Below are 20,105 nucleotides of genomic sequence, written 5' to 3' on the forward strand. Positions count from 1 at the left end.
CCGGGGACGTACGCACGTATGAAGGTGAACGGAGGCGGGGCATGGCCGTGAAGGAGCGGGACCGTTTCTCCACCGCGACCAGGATCCGGCTGCTCGGCGAGCAGACCGCGGCCCGCGTCTACCGCTCGCAGACCAAGCGGCAGGCCCGCCGCTCCCGGCTCACCGGCCGGGCGGCGCTGCTCGCCCTGGTGCTGTGCACGCTGATCGTGGCCATGGCCTATCCCATAAGGCAGTACGTCTCCCAGCGCGCCGAGATCTCCGATCTGCAGCGGGAGAAGGAAGAGGCCGCCGAGCGGGTCGAACGGCTGCGGGACCTCAAGGCACGCTGGCAGGACGACGCGTACGCCGAGCAGCGGATCCGGCAGCGGCTGCACTATGTGATGCCGGGGGAGACGGGGTACATCGTCATCGACCCGGACGCGGCCAAGCAGTCGCGCGCCGACCTGGGGGCGGCCGACCGCCCCTGGTACTCGAACGTCTGGGACGCGGTCGACAAGTCCGACGCCGCCGACCAGTGAACGGATGACAGAAAGACACGAATGGAAACCCCCCCGCCGCCCACCCCGCGCACCGAGCCCACCGACGCGGACGTCGAGGCCTTCAAGCAGCAGCTCGGGCGTCCGCCGCGCGGCCTGCGCGCCATCGCGCACCGTTGCCCGTGCGGGCAGCCCGACGTCGTCGAGACGGCCCCGCGCCTGCCCGACGGCACGCCCTTCCCGACGCTGTACTACCTGACGTGCCCGAAGGCCTCCTCGGCGATCGGCACGCTGGAGGCGAACGGCGTGATGAAGGAGATGACGGCCCGGCTGGAGACCGACCCCGTGCTCGCCGCCGCCTACCGCGCCGCGCACGAGGACTACATCCGGCGCCGCGACGAGATCGAGGAGCTCAAGGGCTTCCCGAGCGCGGGCGGCATGCCGGACCGGGTGAAGTGCCTACACGTCCTGGTCGCCCACTCCCTGGCGGCCGGCCCCGGGGTCAACCCCCTGGGCGACGAGGCGCTGGAGATGCTGCCGGAGTGGTGGCGCAAGGGGACGTGCGTGACGCCGGTCCAGGAAACGCCCGTTCAGGGGGAGGCCCAGTGACCCGAGTCGCCGCCGTCGACTGCGGTACGAACTCCATCCGTCTCCTCGTCGCCGACGCGCAGCCCGCGACCGGTGAACTGGTCGACCTGGACCGCCGTATGATGATCGTCCGTCTCGGACAGGGCGTCGACCGCACCGGACGGCTCGCCCCCGAGGCGCTGGAGCGCACCTTCGCCGCCTGCCACGAGTATGCGGCGATCATCAAGGAGCACGGCGCGGAGCGCCTGCGTTTCGTGGCGACCTCCGCCTCCCGAGACGCCGAGAACCGGGACGAGTTCGTACGAGGCGTGCTGGACATCCTGGGGGTCGAGCCCGAGGTCATCACCGGCGACCAGGAGGCCGAGTTCTCCTTCACCGGCGCCACGAAGGAGCTGACAGGGCGGGAGGACCAACACCGCCCCTTCCTGGTCGTGGACATCGGCGGGGGTTCGACGGAGTTCGTCGTCGGCGACGACCATGTGCGCGCGGCGCGCTCGGTCGACGTCGGCTGTGTCCGGATGACCGAGCGGCATCTCGTCCGGGACGGGGTCGTCAGCGACCCGCCGTCCGAGGCGCAGATCGCGGCGATGCGGGCGGACATCGAGGCGGCCCTCGACCTCGCCGAGCAGACGGTCCCGCTGCGCGAGGCGCACACGCTGGTGGGCCTGGCGGGCTCGGTCACGACGGTCTCGGCGATCGCGCAGAACCTGCCCGAGTACGACTCGACGGCCATCCACCACTCCCGGGTCCCGTACGACAAGGTCCGCGAGATCACCGACCGGCTCCTGCGCTCCACCCACGCCGAGCGCGCGGCCATCCCCTCCATGCATCCGGGCCGCGTCGACGTGATCGCCGCGGGCGCCCTCGTCCTCCTGTCGATCATGGACCGGATCGGTGCGGAGGAGGTCGTGGTGAGCGAGCACGACATCCTCGACGGCATCGCGTGGTCGGTGGCGTAAGCCTCGTTCCGCGAGCCGTCACTCCTGGCCAGTGGCCCTCTGCTGAGCAGATGGCACAACGTATGAGCGCGTCCGAGGGGCCCTCGGGGCCCCTCGGCAACCTGGCCGAGATGCGCCGCCGGAAAAGTTCGTGAAGTTCTTCACAAGGAAATCGGCCCTATATGAGCACACGAGGCGCCCGGTTGACCCTTCTGGGGGGTCAGAAGGCCATTGAACGTGTTCAGAAGGGGTGCGGGAGGGTGCTCCAGGAGGCATCCGCGAGGGTCCGGCGAGGGTGGCTCACAGGGGGGCCGATCCGACAGAGAGGCAGCTCACGCGGCATTGACAACGGCCCGCCCTGTACGGTGGTTCCTGATCGCCGCCATGACGTGGATCACGCGAGCCGCGGAGGATAGCACACACCCCGCCCAAGCTTGTGAAGGGGCGCACGAGCGACCCCCCTGAGGCGGGTGGATACTCGATGGCATGAGCACCACGGAGCGTCCCAGGATCCTCGTAGTAGGCGGTGGGTACGTAGGCCTGTACGCAGCTCGGCGCATCATGAAGAAGATGCGCTACGGCGAGGCGACCGTCACGGTCGTCGACCCCCGGTCGTACATGACCTACCAGCCCTTCCTTCCCGAAACCGCCGCCGGCAACATCTCCCCCCGACACGTCGTCGTCCCGCTGCGACGTGTGCTTCCGAAGGCGGAGGTCCTCACCGGCCGGGTCACCACCATCGACCAGGACCGCAAGGTCGCCACGATCGCCCCGCTGGTCGGCGAGGCGTACGAGCTGCCCTTCGACTACCTGGTCGTCGCACTCGGCGCGGTCTCCCGCACCTTCCCGATCCCCGGCCTCGCCGAGCAGGGCATCGGCATGAAGGGCATCGAGGAGGCCATCGGTCTGCGCAACCACGTCCTCGAGCAGTTGGACAAGGCCGACTCCACGAATGACGAGGAGATCCGCCGCAAGGCGCTCACCTTCGTCTTCGTCGGCGGTGGCTTCGCGGGTGCGGAGACCATCGGCGAGGTCGAGGACATGGCTCGCGACGCGGCGAAGTACTACAACAACGTCTCCCGCGAGGACATGCGGTTCATCCTCGTCGACGCCGCCGACAAGATCCTTCCCGAGGTCGGCCCCAAGCTCGGCCAGTACGGCAAGGAGCACCTGGAGACCCGTGGGGTCGAGGTCTACCTCTCCACCTCCATGGACTCCTGCGTCGACGGCCATGTCGTGCTGAAGAACGGCCTCGAGGTCGACTCCAACACGATCGTCTGGACGGCGGGCGTCAAGCCGAACCCGGCACTGTCCCGTTACGGCCTGCCGCTCGGCCCCCGCGGTCACGTCGACTGCGAGCCCACGCTCCAGGTCAAGGGCACGGACTACATCTGGGCCGCGGGCGACAACGCCCAGGTGCCGGACCTCGTCGGCCGCAAGGCGGGCAACGAGAACGCCTGGTGCCCGCCGAACGCGCAGCACGCGCTCCGTCAGGCCCGGGTGCTTGGCGACAACGTGATCTCCGGTATGCGGGGCTTCCCGCAGAAGGACTACTCGCACGCCAACAAGGGCGCGGTGGCCGGGCTCGGCCTCCACAAGGGCGTCGCGATGATCGTCATGGGCAAGATGAAGATCAAGCTGAAGGGTCGCCTGGCCTGGTACATGCACCGTGGCTACCACGGTCTGGCCATGCCGACCTGGAACCGCAAGATCCGCGTCTTCGCCGACTGGACGCTCGGCATGTTCCTCAAGCGCGAGGTCGTGGCCCTCGGCGCCCTGGAGACTCCGCGCGAGGAGTTCTACGAGGCGGCCAAGCCGGCGCCGGTCGCTGCCGCGAGCAAGGCGGAGGAGAAGCCGAAGGCCGAGCAGGCCAAGGCGTCCTGACGCGGCGGCGCGGTTGAATTGACCGAAGGGCTCCCTGCCATCCGTGGTGCGGGGGGCCCTTCGGCGTTTCCGGAGCCGGTGTGACGGTTGCTGAGGGCTCCGCCCCCAGGCAGGCAAAACGCGCCCCAAACCCCGTGCCCCGCGCACGCATTTTGCCCAGCCGTAACGCGAACAGGGGACTGCGGCCCAGCCCCGCAGGTGTTTACGTGGTGTTGGACATTTCGGGACCCCCCGTCACGGAGGTGTACGCCATGCCACACGCCGCCCCGCGGCTGAAGAGCCTCGTCGAACAGTTGCTGGGAACCCCGCTCCCGGTGCGCATCCGCGCCTGGGACGGTTCGCAGGCGGGGCCGCCGGGCGCACCGACCCTCGTCGTACGCAACCGCAGGGCCGTACGCCGCCTCCTGTGGAAGCCCGGCGAACTGGGCCTCGCCCGCGCCTGGGTCGCGGGAGACCTGGACATCGAAGGAGACCTCTACGCCGCCCTCGACCTGATGGCGGGCCTCGTCTGGGAGCGCGGTGAGGACGCCAGGACCCTCACCCAGGCCCTGCGCGACCCCGAGGTACGCGCCGCCGCCCGCGGCCTGTTCGCACTCGCCGGCCCGCCGCTCCCGCCCGCCCCACCCCGCGAGGAAGTCCGCAGACCCCGCCGCCACCTGCACACCAAGCGCAGCGACAAGCGCGCCATCAGCCACCACTACGACGTCGGCAACGACTTCTACGAGATCGTCCTGGGCCCGAGCATGGTGTACTCCTGCGCCTACTGGCCGGCCCCGGAATCCGAAGGCGGCACCCTCGAGACAGCCCAGCGCGACAAGCTCGAGCTCATCTCCCGCAAGCTCGACCTGAAGCCCGGCCGGCGCCTGCTGGACGTCGGCTGCGGCTGGGGCTCCATGGCCATCCACGCCGCCCGCGAGCACGGCGTGCGGGTCGTCGGCATCACCCTCTCCCAGGAGCAGGCCGCGTACGCCCGCAAGCGCGTCGCCGACGAGGGACTGACCGACCGGGTCGAGATCCGCGTACAGGACTACCGGGATGTCACCGACGGGCCGTACGACGCGATCTCCTCCATCGGCATGGCCGAACACGTCGGCGCCGACCGGTACCTGGAGTACGCCACCGACCTCCACCACCTTCTCAAGCCCGGTGGGCGGCTGCTCAACCACCAGATCGCCCGCCGCCCGGAGAGGGACGAATCGGCCTACCAGGTCGACGAGTTCATCGACGCCTACGTCTTCCCCGACGGCGAACTCGCCCCCGTCGGCACCACCGTCACCCAGCTCGAACGCGCCGGGTTCGAGGTCCGCGACGTCGAGTCGATCCGCGAGCACTACGCCCTCACCCTGCGCCGCTGGGTCGCCAACCTGGAGGCCGACTGGGCCCGGGCCGTGCGGCTCACCAGCCCGGGCCGGGCCCGCGTGTGGCGGCTGTACATGGCCGCCTCCGCCCTCGCCTTCGAGCGCAGCCGCATCGGCGTCAACCAGGTCCTCGCCATCAGGACCCCGGAGTCCGGCGACTCGGGAATGCCCCTGCGCTCCCGTACCTGGAACTGAGCACCAGCGGAAGGGGCCCGTCGCCGTCCGGCAACGGGCCCCTTGTAGCCGCACCCCTACTCGGACTTGATCGCCGCCAGCATGTTCAGCCGTGCCGCCCGCCGGGCCGGCCACAGCGCCGCCAGGACGCCCACCGTCGCGGCCAGCAGCAGGAACACGGCCATCCGGGCCCACGGCAGGACCAGTTCGTACGTCGCCATGCTCGTGCCGATCAGTTCACCGGCCGCCCAGCCGAAGAACACGCCGAGGCCGATGCCCAGCACCCCGCCGAAGAGCGAGATGACCAGGGACTCCAGGCGGACCATCCGCTTGATGCCCTTGCGGTCCAGGCCGATCGCGCGCAGCATGCCGATCTCTTGGGAGCGCTCGAAGACCGACATGGCCAGGGTGTTGATGACGCCGAGGACCGCGACGAGCACCGCCATCGCCAGCAGCCCGTAGACCATGTTCAGCATCAGCGTGAACATCTGCGCGATCTCGTTGGAGAGGTCCTTCTTGTCCTGCACCTTGATGGCCGGGTTGGAGCCGAGGGCCTTCTCGATCCGGTCCTTCGTCGCGCCCGACGCCCCGTCGGACGTCTTCACCATGACCTGCATGTCGGCCGGGTCCGTCTGGTGCGGGGAGAGGGCGGTGTTGTCGACGAGGATCCCCTGGACCATCTCGTTGCCCTCGTAGACCCCGGCGACCGTCAGCTTCTGCTTCTCGCCGTCCTCGTAGTGGACGGTGAAGCTCGAACCCGCCTTCCAGTCGTGCAGCTTGGCGGTGTCGGCGTCCACGACCACCTGCGCGCCGCCCACCTTGAAGGAGCCCTCGTCGACCTTCAGCTCGGTCAGCTCGCCGATCGCGCCGCCCGTGACGCCGGTGAGGTACTCGGTCTCGCCGTCGATGCGCGAGGGAGCGTTGCGCAGCGGGCTGGTCGCGGTGACGTCGTCGAGCTGCTTCAGCTTCTTCTCGACGTCCGGCGACAACTCGTTGAAGTTCGCCATGGACACCACGTAGTCCGCCTTGATCGCGGACGCCGCCATCTTGTCGATCGACTTCTGCAGGCTGCCCGCCATCACCGTCATGCCGGTGATCAGGGTGAGGCCGATCATCAGCGCGGAGGCGGTGGCGGCCGTACGGCGGGGATTGCGCACGGAGTTCTGGCGGGCCAGCTTGCCGGAGACGCCGAACACGCGCAGGACCGGTGCCGCGGCCGCGATCAGCGGGCGGGACAGCAGCGGGGTGAGGATGAAGACGCCGATGATGAGGAGGACCGCGCCGAGGCCCATGGGGGCCTGGCCGTCCGAGCCGGACATCGTCGTCGCCGCGAGGATGACCGCGATACCGGCCCCCGAGAACAGCGCGCCCAGCGTGTTGCGCAGCACCAGCGACTTGGTCGTCGCCTGCGCGTGCAGGCTGCTCATCGCCGCGACCGGCGGGATCTTCGCGGCCCGGCGGCCCGGCAGCCAGGCCGCCAGCATGGTGATGACGATGCCGACGGCGAGGGCCGCGGCGACCGTGCCCGGCGTGATGATCAGCGGTCCGTCCGGGACGGCCGCGTCGAACGTGCCCATCAGCGCCCGCAGTCCCGCACCGATGCCGACGCCGGCGGCGAGGCCGGTCACCGCGGCGACCGTGCCGACCACGAACGCCTCGACGAGGACGGAACGGGTGACCTGCCGGCGTGAGGCTCCCACGGCCCGCAGCAGCGCCAGTTCCTTGGTGCGCTGGGCGACCAGCATGGTGAAGGTGTTGGCGATGATGAACGTACCGACGAAGAGCGAGATGCCCGCGAAGACCAGCAGGCTCTGCTTCAGTCCGGACATCTGCGAGGAGATCATCTCCGCCTGGCTGTCGGCGAGTTCCTGCCCGGTCGTCGTCTCCACGGCGTCCTTCGGCAGCGCCTTGTCCAGCTCGGCCTGCAGCGCGGCCTGTGTGACACCGGCCTTCGCCTTGACGGCGATCTCGTCGTACGTGCCCGTCTTGCCGAACAGCTTCTGCGCGGTCGCCGTGTCGAAGAGGGCGAGGCTGCCGCCGGCCGCGACATTGCCGTCGTCGGTGGTGAAGATGCCGACGATCTTCGGGTCGAGCACCGGGCCGTCCACCGAGAGCCGTACGGTGTCGCCGACCTCGTACCCGGCGCGCTCGGCGGTCCTGGAGTCGATGAGGACCTCGCCCGCGCCCTTCGGGGCGTGCCCGCTGACCAGCGGATACCGGGCGTCCTTGGTGCCCCAGTAGTTCCCGCCCTGCGACTGGAAGCCGCCGCCGATCAGCTTGCCGTCCTTGCCGGCGATCGCGGTGAAGCCGTTGACGACGCCGACGGCGGACGCGGCGCCGGGCACCTTGGCGCTCTCGTCGAGCAGCGCCTGCGTCAGCTCGGCGGTCTTGCCGACGGTGTCGCCCTTGTCCTCCTGGGTCTCGGGCTCGACGGCCACGTCGACCTGGTCGAAGCCCTTGGCCGAACTCTTCTGGTAGGCCTCGGAGATGGTGTTCGTGAAGACCAGGGTCCCCGACACGAAGGCCACGCCGAGCATCACGGCGAGCACGGTCATCAGGAGCCGGGCCTTGTGCGCGAGTACGTTGCGCAAGGCGGTACGGAACATGGGTGTTCTTCTCAGTTCTTCTCGTCAGTCCTGGCGGTCCTGGCGGCCCTGACCGGGGGTCAGCTGGTGCGGCCCTTGGCGTCGAACTGCTTCATGCGGTCCAGCACCGCGTCCGCGGTCGGCCCGTACACCTCGTCGACGAGCCGCCCGTCCGCCAGGAACACCACCCGGTCCGCGTACGCCGCCGCCACCGGGTCGTGGGTCACCATCACCACGGTCTGCCCCAACTCCCGTACGGAGTTGCGCAGGAAGCCGAGGACCTCGGCGCCCGAGCGCGAGTCGAGGTTTCCGGTCGGCTCGTCGCCGAAGATGATGTCGGGCCGGGAGGCCAGAGCGCGGGCCACGGCGACGCGCTGCTGCTGGCCGCCGGAGAGCTGGGAGGGCCGGTGACCGAGCCGGTCGGCCAGGCCCACCATCCGGATGACCGAATCCAGCCACTGCTTGTCCGGCTTACGGCCCGCGATGTCCATCGGGAGCGTGATGTTCTCCAGGGCCGTCAGCGTCGGCAGCAGGTTGAACGCCTGGAAGATGAAGCCGATCTTGTCCCGGCGCAGCTTGGTCAGCTGCTTGTCCTTCAGGGACCCGAGCTCGGTGTCGCCGATGCGCACCGAGCCGGAGGAGAAGGTGTCCAGGCCGGCCACGCAGTGCATCAGGGTGGACTTGCCGGACCCGGAGGGGCCCATGATCGCGGTGAACTCGGCCTGCTGGAAGTCGATGGAGACCCGGTCGAGGGCGACCACCTGGGTCTCGCCCTGTCCGTAGATCTTCGACAGATCCGTGGCACGCGCGGCCACGGTGGTGGTCCGGCCGGCGATGGATGCGGTGGTCACGAGAAGAGCACTCCTGAAGGACGCGGATGTTGTCGGGGGACGTCATCCATCGTCCTGGCTGCGGACCGCCGTGTAGTCAGCCGCTGTTCCGGTTCCGAAGGCAGACTCACGGCGGACCACCCGCCGCCGTGTCATACCTGGGGATGACGGGCACCCCTGAAGGGGGGCCAGGCGGAGAACAGGTGGAGCCCCCTCGTTCGGGCGGTGAAATTCCGTCATTCCGCATACACGGCCGAGCGGCACACGTAAGGCTATTGGCAAGTGCGGATGGCCTGTTCCGTGTGCTGATGCACCCTCAGACATCAATAAAATAAGACAACATCAGTCCGCCCGCCCGCTGTTCGGGGGACGCGCCCCGATAGGCTCGGAACCTCGAAGCGGCGCCCATGGCCTGCCCGGATGGTGGAATGCAGACACGGCGAGCTTAAACCTCGCTGCCCCTTCGCGGGCGTGCCGGTTCAAGTCCGGCTCCGGGCACTTTCGACACCTCTCGCGGCTTTCGTTCCCTGCACGCTGCATTGAAGAGTTCACCGCACAACCCGTTGACAGCGGGCGGATGCGGTCGGAGACTCACGTCAGGAAGTTGGTGAAGTAAATTTCACCACGCGAACAGAGAGGCTGGTCGATGCGCACCACCGTCGGCATCATCGGAGCCGGGCCCGCCGGCCTGCTCCTCGCCCGGCTGCTCCACAACGCGGGCATCGACTCGGTCGTCCTGGAGAGCCGCGACCGCGCCTACGTCGAGCACCGGCAGCGGGCCGGAATCCTGGAGCAGGGCACCGTGGACGTGCTGCGCGCGGCCGGCGCCGGGGAACGCATGGACCGCGAGGGCCTGCGCCACGACGGCATCGAACTCCGGTTCGCCAGGAAGCGCCACCGCGTCGACTTCCCCGCCCTCACCGGCGGCCGGTCGGTGATGGTCTACGCCCAGACCGAGGTCTGCAAGGACCTCATCGCCCTCCAGCTCAAGGAGGGCGGCCCGCTGTTGTTCGAGGCGGAGGCGCTGGCCGTCGAGGACGCGGACACCGGCCACCCGCGCGTCCGCTTCCGGCACGCGGGCCGCGAGGACGTCCTGGAGTGCGACTACGTCGTCGGCTGCGACGGCTTCTGGGGCGTCGCCCGACAGGCGATCCCGTCCGACCTCACCCAAGTGTTCGAACGTACGTACCCCTTCGGCTGGCTCGGCATCCTCGCCGACGTGCCGCCCTCGCACGACGAGCTCGTCTACGCCCGCCACGACCGCGGCTTCGCCCTGCTGTCCATGCGCTCCCCGTCCGTCTCCCGTCTCTACCTCCAGGTGCCGGCGGACACCGACGCCGAGACCTGGAGCGACGAGGCCATCTGGGCGGAGCTGGAGCGCCGCTTCGAGACCGCCGACGGCTGGCGGCTGGAGCGCGGCCCGATCACCCAGAAGTCCGTCACCCCGATGCGCTCCTACGTCCACGAGCCCATGCGGTACGGCCGCTTGTTCCTGGCCGGGGACGCGGCGCACATCGTGCCGCCCACGGGCGCGAAGGGCCTCAATCTCGCCGTCGGGGACGTTGTCACGTTCGCGAGGGCACTGACGTACGAGAGGGAGACGGGCTCGCCGGAGCTGCTCGACGCCTACTCGGCGACCTGCCTGCGCCGCGTGTGGCAGGCCGAGCGGTTCTCCTACGACATGACGACGCTCCTGCACCGCGCCCCCGAGGCCACTCCCTTCGAGGACCGCCTCCAGCTGTCCCGCCTGGAGCGGATCGCCTCTTCCCGGGCCGCCGAGACCGACCTGGCCGAGGCGTACACGGGTTTTCCGTTCGGGTGACGGGCATTCAGGTGACGGGCGTGTACCGGCTCGGTCATGAACGTGGTCCCGAAGGGGGGCCTCCGATGCCGGGAATCAAAGGTCCGCGTAGCGTGTTGCGCAGCACGACGAGGGAAAGATCCTCCCCAAGCACTAGGGTCAATCCTTTGCCTACCTATTACTCTTGAGCCAAGGCCACGCAGGGTGGCCATGGAGGAGTGAAATGAGGAGCAGCAACCCGGTCTTCTCGCGACGGGGGTTCAGCCGCGACAACGGCTACGCGGGCTTCAACACCGCGCCGCAGGCCGGGGGCGCAGCTGTAGGCACGCAGGGCAACCCGTATGCGCAGCCGCAGGCGGGCAACCCGTACGCGCAGAACCCGTACGCGCAGCAGGACCTGCAGCACGGCGCACCGCCGCAGGCCCCGGCCACCACCGGCCGTATGACGATCGACGACGTCGTCCTGCGAACCGGCACCACACTCGGCATCCTGGTCGTCACGGCCGCGCTCGCCTGGGCGCTGCTGCCGGTCGACGACGCGAACATCAGCCGGTCGTACGGCATCGGCATCGGTGCCGCGCTGATCGGCATGGTCCTGGCGTTCGTCCAGGCCTTCAAGCGCAAGGCCTCGCCCGCGCTGATCGTGTCGTATGCCGCCTTCGAGGGCGTGTTCCTCGGGGTCGTCTCCAGCATCGTCGACAACCGCATCGCGAGTGGTGCGGCCATGCAGGCGGTGATCGGCACCCTGGCGGTCTTCGCCGGTGTCCTGGTGGCGTACAAGGCGGGCTGGATCCGCGTCAACCGACGGTTCGTCGGTTTCGTGATGGCGGCCGCGCTCGGCTTCATCCTGCTGATGATGGTGAACCTGCTGTTCGCGGTCTTCGGCGGCGGTGACGGCCTCGGCTTCCGCAGCGGCCCGCTCGGCATCATCTTCGGCGTCGTCGGCATCCTGCTCGGCGCGTGCTTCCTCGCCCTGGACTTCAAGCAGGTCGAGGACGGCATCGCCTACGGTGCTCCCCGCGAGGAGGCGTGGCTGGCGGCCTTCGGCCTGACGCTGACGCTGGTGTGGATCTACATGGAGTTCCTCCGGATCATCGCGATCCTGAACAGCAGCGACTGACGCGGGGCGCGTGCTCCGGCACGGACCGCGTGAAGGGGCCCCGGGCTTTCTGCCCGGGGCCCCTCGTCGTGTGCGCGCTCAGAGGAATTTGCGCGCGGCCCTCCTCAGGTCGTACTCGTGGACGATGGCCTTCGCGTGGCCGTACGCGAGGTTGTGTTCGTGCCGGAGCCAGCTGACCTTTTCCTCGAAGCGGAAGAGAGCCGGGCCTTCTTCGACGGTGCGCAGCCAGTCGGACACTTCACGACCGGTGCAGTGGGGGATGCGGGCGAGCATGTTGCGGTGGGTCTCCTCGGAGAGGACGTGGGACATCGGCGCCTCCGGACGCAAAGGGGATGTAAGCCGGTCCTTCAGGTCACCGTGCCTGAGCGTTCGCCTGTTGGCAACAGTCTCGGTGCGAAGCGTAGGCTCGCGGCGTGGTGGATACGACGCGTCTGACCCGGGCCGTGGATCACTTTGCCGATCGTTTGAGGGCCGCACCTCAGAGTCGGCTGCAAAGGGGGGCTGCGGCGGAAGCGCTGGAGTTGGCCAGGGAGTTGGCGCGTCGGGCCCAGCTTTTGGAAGCGCCTGGGGTGGAGCCCAGAGTGATGCCGGATGCGGGGATGTTTGCCGCCGCGGATCAGATCACCGTGGCTGTGCATGACTTGGTGACGGTGATTTCGACTGACGCCGAGGTCGAGGATGCGCTGGCCCTGGTCGCGGAGGCGCAGAAGCGGGCGGGGGTGTGACGGTTCGTACGCGAGTGCGAGTTCGTCGTGGCTGGTCGCGCCCACGCGGCGGAGCCGCGAATCGATACAGCCCCGCGCTCCTAAAGGGACGCTATGACCCTGTCCGCCAAGATGTAGACGTTCTCCTCGCCGCACGCGAACGTCAGGGTGTACGCGCCTGAGATGCCCGAGCCGCCCAGCAGTATCGGCGTCTCGCCCGCGCGCAGGGCCGCTGCCAGGTGCTCTGCCGTTTCGCGGTGGCCCGGGGTCATGCACAGGGTCGTGCCGTCGGCGAAGACGTAGACGTCGAGGGTGCCCAGAGGGCCGGGGCGGACGTCGGCCAGTTCGGTCCGGGAAGCGGCGAGCTCCTCCAGCGTGGCGACCGTGCGTTCGTGGTCGTTCGCGACCGGTGACGCGACCGGGACGAAGTCGGGGTGGGAGGGATGGCGGCGGCGGGCCGCGGCCAGTTCCGGGGAGTCGCCGGCGAACTCGTCGGCGTCCGCGCCGGGCTCGGCGACCGGCTCCAGGCCCACGAAATCGGCCTGCCGGGGCAGGAACAGTTCGCTGTCGGCCAGGCCCAGCAGCGAGGGCGTATCGGAGCCGCCACGGGACTCCTGGGCGGCCCAGAACGCCCGTGCCTCCGCGAGCTCGCGCTCGCGTTCCTCGGCGAGCGCCTCGGCCACGGCGGCACGTATCTCGTCGGCGTCGGCGGAGTGGCGGGCGGCCGGTACGCGGCCCCGCGCGGCGGCGGCGTTGTTCTCGGCGAGCTCGGCGTGCAGGGCGGCGACCTGTCGGCGCAGCACCATGAGGGTGCGCAGGACGGCGACGCCCACGGCGCCCGTGGCGGCCGTGGTGACCAACAAGGCGATCGGCATGGCGCTCACTGACGTAACTCCCGGTTCAAAGTCGACCCCCCGACTTCCTACATCAGCTTGAAGGGTGAACCGACCCGCTGTCAGTGCGTAACGTCACGAAACGGACAGGACTTCGGGTCTGGGGTTTACCGCTGACGTGGCCCTGACCTGCATGGATCCCTTTTCCGAGGGAGATAGGTCACATCCTGGGGGAGATTGGATCACAAATCGGCCCAGAACCTTGGGGTTTCCCGGGTTCTGGGCCGAAGGGTCACGCTGGGTGGAGTGTTGACTACGTCAAGGGCTCAGCTGAGGCGCTCGATGACCATCGCCATGCCCTGGCCGCCGCCGACGCACATCGTCTCCAGGCCGAACTGCTTGTCGTGGAACTGGAGGGAGTTGATGAGCGTGCCGGTGATGCGCGCGCCGGTCATGCCGAAGGGGTGTCCTACGGCGATGGCGCCGCCGTTGACGTTCAGCTTGTCGAGGTCGATGCCGAGCTCGCGGTAGGAGGGGATCACCTGGGCGGCGAACGCCTCGTTGATCTCGACCAGGTCGATGTCGTCGATGGCCAGGCCCGCACGGCGCAGGGCCTGCCGGGATGCCTCGACCGGGCCGAGGCCCATGATCTCGGGGGAGAGGCCGGAGACGCCGGTGGAGACGATGCGGGCGAGGGGGGTGAGACCGAGCTCGCGCGCCTTCGTGTCGCTCATGATGACGACCGCGGCGGCGCCGTCGTTCAGGGGGCAGCAGTTGCCCGCGGTGACGAGGCCGTCGGGGCGGAAGACGGGCTTGAGGCCCGCGACGCCCTCCATGGTGACGCCGGGGCGCGGGCCGTCGTCCTTGCCGACCACCGTGCCGTCGGGGGTCGTGACCGGGGTGATCTCGCGCTCCCAGAAGCCGTTCTTGATGGCTTCCTCGGCGAGGTTCTGCGAGCGGACGCCGAACTCGTCCATGTCCTGGCGGGTGATGCCCTTGGCGCGGGCGAGGTTCTCGGCGGTCTGGCCCATCGCGATGTACGGGTCGGGGACGAGGCCGTCCTCGCGGGGGTCGTGCCAGGTCGTGCCCTCCTGCTGGGCGACCTCGGCGGTGCGGGCCTCGGCCTCCGCGAAGAGGGGGTTGTGCGTGTCCGGGAGGCCGTCGGAGCTGCCCTTGCCGAAGCGGGAGACCATCTCCACGCCGGCCGAGATGAAGACGTCGCCCTCGCCGGCCTTGATGGCGTGCAGAGCCATGCGGGAGGTCTGGAGGGAGGAGCTGCAGTAGCGGGTGATCGTGCAGCCGGGGAGGTGGTCCATCCCCATCTGTACGGCGACGATGCGGCCGAGGTTGTGGCCCTGCTCGCCGCCGGGCAGGCCGCAGCCGAGCATCAGGTCGTCGATGTCCCTCGGGTCCAGCTCGGGCACCTTGGCGAGGGCCGCCTGGATGATCGTGGCGGTCAGGTCGTCCGGGCGCAGGTCCTTGAGGGAGCCCTTGCCGGCGCGGCCGATGGGGGAGCGGGCGGTCGAGACGATCACGGCTTCGGGCATCACGGCTCCATTGGCGTACGGGGCGGGTTGGGCGTCGTCTGGGAAGTTACCCGTACGTATGGTCAAGGTCACGCTTGTCGGTGTGTGACCCTGACCGCAGTTTTCTAAGCGCTTGCTTTTTCGTGCCGTCCTTCAGCGTCCGAGTAGGTCAGCCTGACGGAGTCGCAGGTGTGGCGTCCGGCTCGGGGACCCGCCGCCGACGGCGCCGCTTGAGCAACGCCCACGGTCCCTTCGGTCCCGTCGGCATCGCCGCAGCGACCTCCGTACCGGCCTCGGACGCGGCCTCCGCCGCCGCACGGGCGACCGGAAGGAATCCCTCGCGACGGGAGGCGTCGGGGCGCTCCTCCTCCGCCGGCCACAGGCCCAGCGCCGCGCAGACCGTCGGGAGTACCGCCATCGCCGCCGTCGCGTACCCCTCCGCGGAGGGGTGGTAGTTGTCCGGGCCGAAGAGCTCACGCGGATTCGCCGCGAACTCCGGGCCCAACAGGTCGCCCAGCGACACCGTCCGGCCGCCCTGCTCGACGGCCCCGATCGTCTGGGCGGCCGCCAGCTGCCGCGAGGCCCGGCGGGCGATCCACCGCAGCGGCTGCTGCACCGGCTCGATCGTGCCCAGGTCGGGACAGGTGCCGACCACCACCTCCGCGCCGGCCGTGCGCAGCCGTCGTACCGCCGCGGACAGATGACGTACCGAGCGCGTCGGCGGCATCCGGTTCGTCACGTCGTTCGCGCCGATCATGATCACGCAGATGTCGGGCACCCGTGCCGGGTCCGCCAGCGTCAGGGCCACCTGGCGGTCCAGGTCGTCCGAGCGGGCCCCGGGGGAGGCGACATTACGGAGTTCCACCGGGCGCTCCGCCACCGCCGCCAGCCCCGACGCCAGCAGCGCGCCCGGCGTCTGCCCGGCCCGGTGGACGCCCTGGCCGGCCGCTGTGGAGTCGCCCAGCATCGTCAGCCGCAGGGGCGGTTCGCCGGGGGTGGTGTAGCCATGGCCGTACCGGCCCTCCGCCTGGGGGACGTGCGCCACCGTGCCGTTGCCCACATGGCGCTTGGCCAGCTGCACCTCGGCCAGCAGCAGACCCACGGCCGCCGCGCCGACCAGCCCGATCCCGCCGCCGCCGTACGCCGCGCCGGCCGCGATCCGCCGGGCCGCCCTCGCCCTCGACATGCTCGTCATCCGTCGCCGCCACCTCCGCCTAGCCCGTACATCCACTTTTTGCCCCGTACGGACCGTGGCCCAATCCCAACAGCCAGTGAACGACCGTCATGGGCCCCGCACAGGCCATAGGCTGGCGGAACATCACGACCACATCTTTTGCAGCATCCGGAGACAACGGTGCAATTCCACGACTCGATGATCAGCCTCGTCGGCAACACCCCGCTGGTGAGGCTCAACAGCGTGACCAAGGGCATCCGGGCGACCGTCCTGGCCAAGGTCGAGTACTTCAACCCGGGCGGTTCCGTGAAGGACCGCATCGCCCTGCGCATGATCGAGGCGGCCGAGCAGAGCGGGGAGCTACAGCCCGGCGGGACCATCGTCGAGCCGACCAGCGGAAACACCGGGGTCGGGCTCGCCATCGTGGCCCAGCAGAAGGGGTACAAGTGCATCTTCGTGTGCCCCGACAAGGTGAGCACGGACAAGATCAACGTACTGCGGGCGTACGGGGCGGAGGTGGTGGTCTGCCCCACGGCCGTCGACCCTGAGCACCCGGACTCCTACTACAACGTCTCCGACCGGCTGGTGCGCGAGACGCCCGGCGCCTGGAAGCCCGACCAGTACTCCAACCCCCACAACCCGCTCTCCCACTACCACTCGACCGGCCCCGAGCTGTGGGAGCAGACGGACGGGAAGATCACCCACTTCGTGACGGGCGTGGGCACCGGGGGAACCATCTCCGGGACCGGGCGGTATCTGAAGGACGTCAGCGACGGCAAGGTCAAGGTCATCGGCGCGGACCCCGAGGGCTCCGTCTACTCGGGCGGCTCCGGGCGGCCGTATCTCGTCGAGGGCGTCGGTGAGGACTTCTGGCCGGCGGCGTACGACCGTACGGTCGCGGACGAGATCGTCGCCGTGTCCGACAAGGACTCCTTCCAGATGACCCGCCGGCTGGCCAAGGAGGAAGGCCTTCTCGTCGGCGGCTCCTGCGGCATGGCCGTCGTGGCCGCGCTGCGGGTCGCCGAGCGGCTGGGCCCCGACGACGTCGTGGTCGTCCTCCTCCCGGACAGCGGTCGTGGCTACCTCAGCAAGATCTTCAACGACGAGTGGATGGCCGACTACGGCTTCCTCGAGGACGCCGGACCGAGCGCCCGCGTCGGTGACGTCCTCGCCTACAAGGAGGGCGACGCCATCCCCTCCCTCGTCCACATGCACCCGGACGAGACGGTCGGCCAGGCCATCGAGGTGCTGCGCGAGTACGGCGTCTCGCAGATGCCGATCGTCAAGCCCGGCGCCGGCCACCCGGACGTGATGGCCGCCGAGGTCGTCGGGTCCGTCGTCGAACGCGAGCTTCTCGCCGCGCTGTTCACGCAGCGGGCCTCGCTCGACGACCCGCTGGAGAAGCACATGTCGGCCCCGCTGCCGCAGGTCGGCTCCGGCGAGCCGGTCGCGGACCTGATGTCCGTGCTGGGCGCGGCCGACGCGGCGATCGTCCTCGTCGAGGGCAAGCCGACCGGTGTGGTCAGCCGGCAGGACCTGCTGGCCTTCCTGGCCAAGGGCGGGAAGTAGCGGCAAACGTTCGGTGAACGGCCCGTGTACGCGGCGAACTTGCGGTTTGCATGCCGGAGTCGTCGACTTCGCTGAAGTGGTACGAGCGCGTCACGTCCGCGCAGCACCCGCTTAACACGGGTCCGGCACATTAGTGGATGTCGGCAGGGCGGGAGCGGCTCCCCGCCCCGGCCGACGCAGACGGCGCCAAGGACCTCCGGAGCGGCTCCCGGACCTCCATGGACGCCACGGACGCGCAAGCCCGGCCCTGACCCGGCCCGCGTCCTTCGCGGGGACCGCCGTCGTCCCGCCCCCCGGTATCGGGGGTGCGGCGGTCCCCGCGAATACTTTTTCCGGGGACCCTTTCCTCACACCTCACTCCTGGCAGCGTGTTCGCCCGCCCTCATTCCTCCCAGTCGCTGTCCGCGGAGGACTTGCGGCGACGGCGGCCGAAGAGGCCGGGGTTGGTGCGGGTGGCCTGGACGACGTTGACGCCGACGATGCCGGCCCAGGCGACGAGCAGGCCGGGCAGGTGGGCGACGCCGCCGCCGATCGCGGACAGCGGGATCGCCAGGACCAGCGAGACGATGCCGAAGCCGAAGCGCTCACCCCAGGAGTCGGTGGGCTGCGGTGAGCGGGAGCCCCGGGCCTCCACCATCTGCTGCTCGGCGAACTGTCGGCGCAGCCGGCGCTCGACGGCGCCGTCGATGCGCTGGTCGACCTTCTCCAGGAACGAGTCGACCAGCGCCGACTCGTACTCCTCGCCCAGTTCCCTGCGGGCCTGCAGGGTGGCGTTCAGTTCCTTCTTCAGCTCGGTGTCCCGCGCTTCCAATCCGGTCATGTGACCCACGGTAAGGAGCCGGAACGCCGGTCGCACTGGGGTTAGCCCCCCTGTTCGGGCTGGGGATCCCCCGCGGTGCCGCTCACTTCACCAGCCCGTGCTGCTTGGCGTACGCGTTCGCCACGTCCTCCGGGTCCTTCTTGTCCTTGTCCACCTGGCGGTTGAGCTCGGTGAGGTCCTTGGTCGTCAGGACGTTGCCGAGTGCGGCCAGGGCCTTGCGGACCGTGGAGTCGGCCTTGCGGTCGGCGATGAGGGGGACGACGTGCTGGCCGGGGATCAGGTTCCTGGGGTCCGACAGCACCACCCAGTCGTTGGCCTGGATGTCGGTGTCGGTGGTGAAGAGGTTCGCCACGTCCACGTCGCCCTTCTTCAGGGCGCCCTTGACCAGCGGGCCGGAGGAGTCCAGCGACTTGAACTCCTTGAACTCGACGCCGTACACGTCCTTGAGGCCCACCACGCCCACCTGGCGCGTCTTCACCTCGGGCGCGGCGCCGATGACCAGGTTGCCGTTCTGCTTCCTCAGGTCGGCGAGGGAGGCGAGGCCGTACTTCTCGGCCGTCTCCCGCGTGACCGCGAACGCGTCCGAGTCCTCGGCCATGCCGTACGGCAGGACCTGGAGGCCGGCCGGGAGTGCGATGGTGAGGGCGTTCTGCATCTCCCCCTCCTCCGTCGCCGTCGCCTTCGGGGCCACGTAGTGGAGGAGGGCGCCCTGGTACTCGGGCAGGAGGTCGATGTCCCCGCCCTTGAGGGCGGGGATGAGGATCTCGCGGGTGCCGAGGTTGGGGCGGACGGTGGTTTTCACGCCGGCCGCCTCCAGGACGGCCGCGTAGAGATACCCGAGCACCTGGTTCTCGGTGAAGTTGGCGGTGCCGATGGTGATTCCGCCCTTGCTGGAGCCGCCGCCGGAGGTGGTGGTGCCCTGGCTGTCGAGGGAGGTGATGCCGCTGGAGCAGGCGGAGAGGGCGGGGACGGAGGCGACTGCGAACAGGCCGCCGAGGAGCGTACGACGATTCATTCGGGGGTTCCCTAGGCGGTGCGGATGGGGGTCCCCCCGCGCGAGCGTCGTCGAGCGTGGGGGAGGCAGAGGAAGCGCTGGAGACCGGCGAGCGCCAGGTCGAGGACTACGGCGACCGCGGCTACCAGCACCGCGCCGCCGAGCACCTGCACGAGGTCGCGCTGGGCGAGGCCGTCGAAGACGTAGCGGCCCAGGCCGCCGAAGGAGACGTACGCGGCGATCGTGGCCGTGGCCACCACCTGGATCAGCGCGAGGCGCAGGCCGGTCATGATCAGAGGGAGGGCGAGCGGGAGTTCGACCTGGAACAGGACCTGGTGGGCGCGCATGCCCTGCCCGCGTGCCGCGTCCTTCACATCCGGGTCGACGGCCGTCATGCCCGCGTAGGTGTTGGTGACGATCGCCGGGACCGCGAGGGCGACCAGGGCGACGTACACCGGAGTCATGGACAGGCCGCTGGCCAGGAAGACCAGGACCACCAGGCCGACGGTCGGCAGGGCGCGGCCGAAGGACGCGAGGTTGATCGCGAGGAACGCGCCCTTGCCGGTGTGGCCGATCAGCAGGCCGAGGGGGAGGCCGATGGCGGTCGCGATGAGGGTGGCCAGGAGCGAGTACTGGAGGTGTTCGGTCAGGCGGTGGGCGATGCCGTCCGTGCCGGACCACTGGGCGCCGCTGGTCAGCCAGCTGCCGAGGTTCTTGAAGAGTTCGTACAT

18 protein-coding genes and 1 tRNA gene are annotated in these 20,105 nt (G+C 69.8%); 10 read left to right on the forward strand and 9 right to left on the reverse strand.

The features are described 5' to 3' along the window. Positions 1-41: 41 nt before the first annotated feature. The 5 genes from ABT063_RS29815 to ABT063_RS29835 all read left to right on the forward strand — a co-directional run bounded on the left by ABT063_RS29815 (position 42) and on the right by ABT063_RS29835 (position 5,439). Entirely contained in the window at positions 42-518 is a 477-nt protein-coding gene (locus ABT063_RS29815; protein ID WP_351062504.1) for an FtsB family cell division protein, read from the forward strand. A 21-nt stretch (positions 519-539) separates the two neighbouring features. Then, on the forward strand, positions 540-1,085 hold the full coding sequence (locus ABT063_RS29820; RefSeq protein ID WP_351062505.1) for a DUF501 domain-containing protein: 546 nt from the start codon (positions 540-542) through the stop codon (positions 1,083-1,085). Then, positions 1,082-2,023: a Ppx/GppA phosphatase family protein gene (locus ABT063_RS29825; protein WP_351062506.1), complete on the forward strand. Its 942-nt coding sequence runs from the start codon at positions 1,082-1,084 to the stop codon at positions 2,021-2,023. Before ABT063_RS29820 ends, ABT063_RS29825 begins: the two co-directional genes overlap by 4 nt. Before the next feature lie 465 nt (positions 2,024-2,488). Continuing rightward, positions 2,489-3,886, forward strand: coding sequence for an NAD(P)/FAD-dependent oxidoreductase (locus ABT063_RS29830; protein ID WP_351062508.1), 1,398 nt, complete (start codon positions 2,489-2,491; stop codon positions 3,884-3,886). Positions 3,887-4,137: 251 nt separating this feature from the next. Next, the gene (locus tag ABT063_RS29835; protein ID WP_351062509.1) at positions 4,138-5,439 is read left to right on the forward strand and encodes a class I SAM-dependent methyltransferase; all 1,302 of its coding nucleotides are present in this window, start codon (positions 4,138-4,140) and stop codon (positions 5,437-5,439) included. A gap of 56 nt (positions 5,440-5,495) precedes the next feature. Here ABT063_RS29835 and ABT063_RS29840 read toward each other — a convergent pair whose 3' ends face one another. Together ABT063_RS29840 and ABT063_RS29845 are read right to left on the reverse strand one after the other, a co-directional pair. Continuing rightward, positions 5,496-8,024 carry an ABC transporter permease gene (locus ABT063_RS29840; RefSeq protein ID WP_351062511.1) on the reverse strand — a complete coding sequence of 843 codons (2,529 nt, stop codon included), beginning with the start codon at positions 8,022-8,024 and terminating at the stop codon, positions 5,496-5,498. A 59-nt stretch (positions 8,025-8,083) separates the two neighbouring features. After that, on the reverse strand, positions 8,084-8,854 hold the full coding sequence (locus tag ABT063_RS29845) for an ABC transporter ATP-binding protein (RefSeq protein WP_095753566.1): 771 nt from the start codon (positions 8,852-8,854) through the stop codon (positions 8,084-8,086). 393 nt (positions 8,855-9,247) lie between these two features. On the opposite strand from ABT063_RS29845, the gene ABT063_RS29850 reads away from it, so the two are divergent. The 3 genes from ABT063_RS29850 to ABT063_RS29860 all read left to right on the forward strand — a co-directional run bounded on the left by ABT063_RS29850 (position 9,248) and on the right by ABT063_RS29860 (position 11,754). Then, positions 9,248-9,331 (forward strand) — tRNA-Leu (locus tag ABT063_RS29850). A gap of 148 nt (positions 9,332-9,479) precedes the next feature. Further along, positions 9,480-10,655, forward strand: a complete 1,176-nt coding sequence (locus tag ABT063_RS29855; protein ID WP_351062513.1) for a 4-hydroxybenzoate 3-monooxygenase — start codon at positions 9,480-9,482, stop codon at positions 10,653-10,655. Between the two features lie 202 nt (positions 10,656-10,857). Beyond that, the gene (locus tag ABT063_RS29860; RefSeq protein ID WP_351062515.1) at positions 10,858-11,754 is read left to right on the forward strand and encodes a Bax inhibitor-1/YccA family protein; all 897 of its coding nucleotides are present in this window, start codon (positions 10,858-10,860) and stop codon (positions 11,752-11,754) included. Positions 11,755-11,832: 78 nt separating this feature from the next. Here the strand turns inward: ABT063_RS29860 and ABT063_RS29865 are convergent, their stop codons facing one another. Beyond that, positions 11,833-12,063 (reverse strand): DUF4287 domain-containing protein, encoded by a 231-nt coding sequence (locus tag ABT063_RS29865; RefSeq protein WP_109496416.1) that lies wholly within the window; start codon positions 12,061-12,063, stop codon positions 11,833-11,835. A 104-nt stretch (positions 12,064-12,167) separates the two neighbouring features. On the opposite strand from ABT063_RS29865, the gene ABT063_RS29870 reads away from it, so the two are divergent. Beyond that, complete coding sequence (locus tag ABT063_RS29870) at positions 12,168-12,479, forward strand: hypothetical protein (protein ID WP_351062516.1); 312 nt, start codon at positions 12,168-12,170, stop codon at positions 12,477-12,479. An 80-nt stretch (positions 12,480-12,559) separates the two neighbouring features. On the opposite strand, the gene ABT063_RS29875 is transcribed toward ABT063_RS29870, so the two are convergent. The 3 genes from ABT063_RS29875 to ABT063_RS29885 all read right to left on the reverse strand — a co-directional run bounded on the left by ABT063_RS29875 (position 12,560) and on the right by ABT063_RS29885 (position 16,012). After that, complete coding sequence (locus ABT063_RS29875) at positions 12,560-13,342, reverse strand: hypothetical protein (RefSeq protein WP_351062517.1); 783 nt, start codon at positions 13,340-13,342, stop codon at positions 12,560-12,562. Between the two features lie 275 nt (positions 13,343-13,617). Then, positions 13,618-14,838 (reverse strand): acetyl-CoA C-acetyltransferase, encoded by a 1,221-nt coding sequence (locus tag ABT063_RS29880; protein ID WP_351062518.1) that lies wholly within the window; start codon positions 14,836-14,838, stop codon positions 13,618-13,620. 148 nt (positions 14,839-14,986) lie between these two features. Next, the gene (locus ABT063_RS29885; RefSeq protein ID WP_351062519.1) at positions 14,987-16,012 is read right to left on the reverse strand and encodes an SGNH/GDSL hydrolase family protein; all 1,026 of its coding nucleotides are present in this window, start codon (positions 16,010-16,012) and stop codon (positions 14,987-14,989) included. Positions 16,013-16,171: 159 nt separating this feature from the next. Between ABT063_RS29885 and ABT063_RS29890 the strand changes: the two genes are divergently transcribed. Continuing rightward, entirely contained in the window at positions 16,172-17,560 is a 1,389-nt protein-coding gene (locus tag ABT063_RS29890; RefSeq protein WP_351062520.1) for a cystathionine beta-synthase, read from the forward strand. Positions 17,561-17,942: 382 nt separating this feature from the next. Here ABT063_RS29890 and ABT063_RS29895 read toward each other — a convergent pair whose 3' ends face one another. The 3 genes from ABT063_RS29895 to ABT063_RS29905 all read right to left on the reverse strand — a co-directional run bounded on the left by ABT063_RS29895 (position 17,943) and on the right by ABT063_RS29905 (position 20,105). Beyond that, positions 17,943-18,380 (reverse strand): hypothetical protein, encoded by a 438-nt coding sequence (locus tag ABT063_RS29895; protein WP_351062522.1) that lies wholly within the window; start codon positions 18,378-18,380, stop codon positions 17,943-17,945. 82 nt (positions 18,381-18,462) lie between these two features. Beyond that, the gene (locus ABT063_RS29900) at positions 18,463-19,395 is read right to left on the reverse strand and encodes an ABC transporter substrate-binding protein (protein WP_351062523.1); all 933 of its coding nucleotides are present in this window, start codon (positions 19,393-19,395) and stop codon (positions 18,463-18,465) included. A gap of 11 nt (positions 19,396-19,406) precedes the next feature. Next, positions 19,407-20,105: an ABC transporter permease gene (locus ABT063_RS29905; protein WP_351062525.1), complete on the reverse strand. Its 699-nt coding sequence runs from the start codon at positions 20,103-20,105 to the stop codon at positions 19,407-19,409.

The sequence above is a fragment of the Streptomyces sp. NPDC002838 genome (assembly GCF_040295365.1).
Lineage (GTDB): Bacteria > Actinomycetota > Actinomycetes > Streptomycetales > Streptomycetaceae > Streptomyces.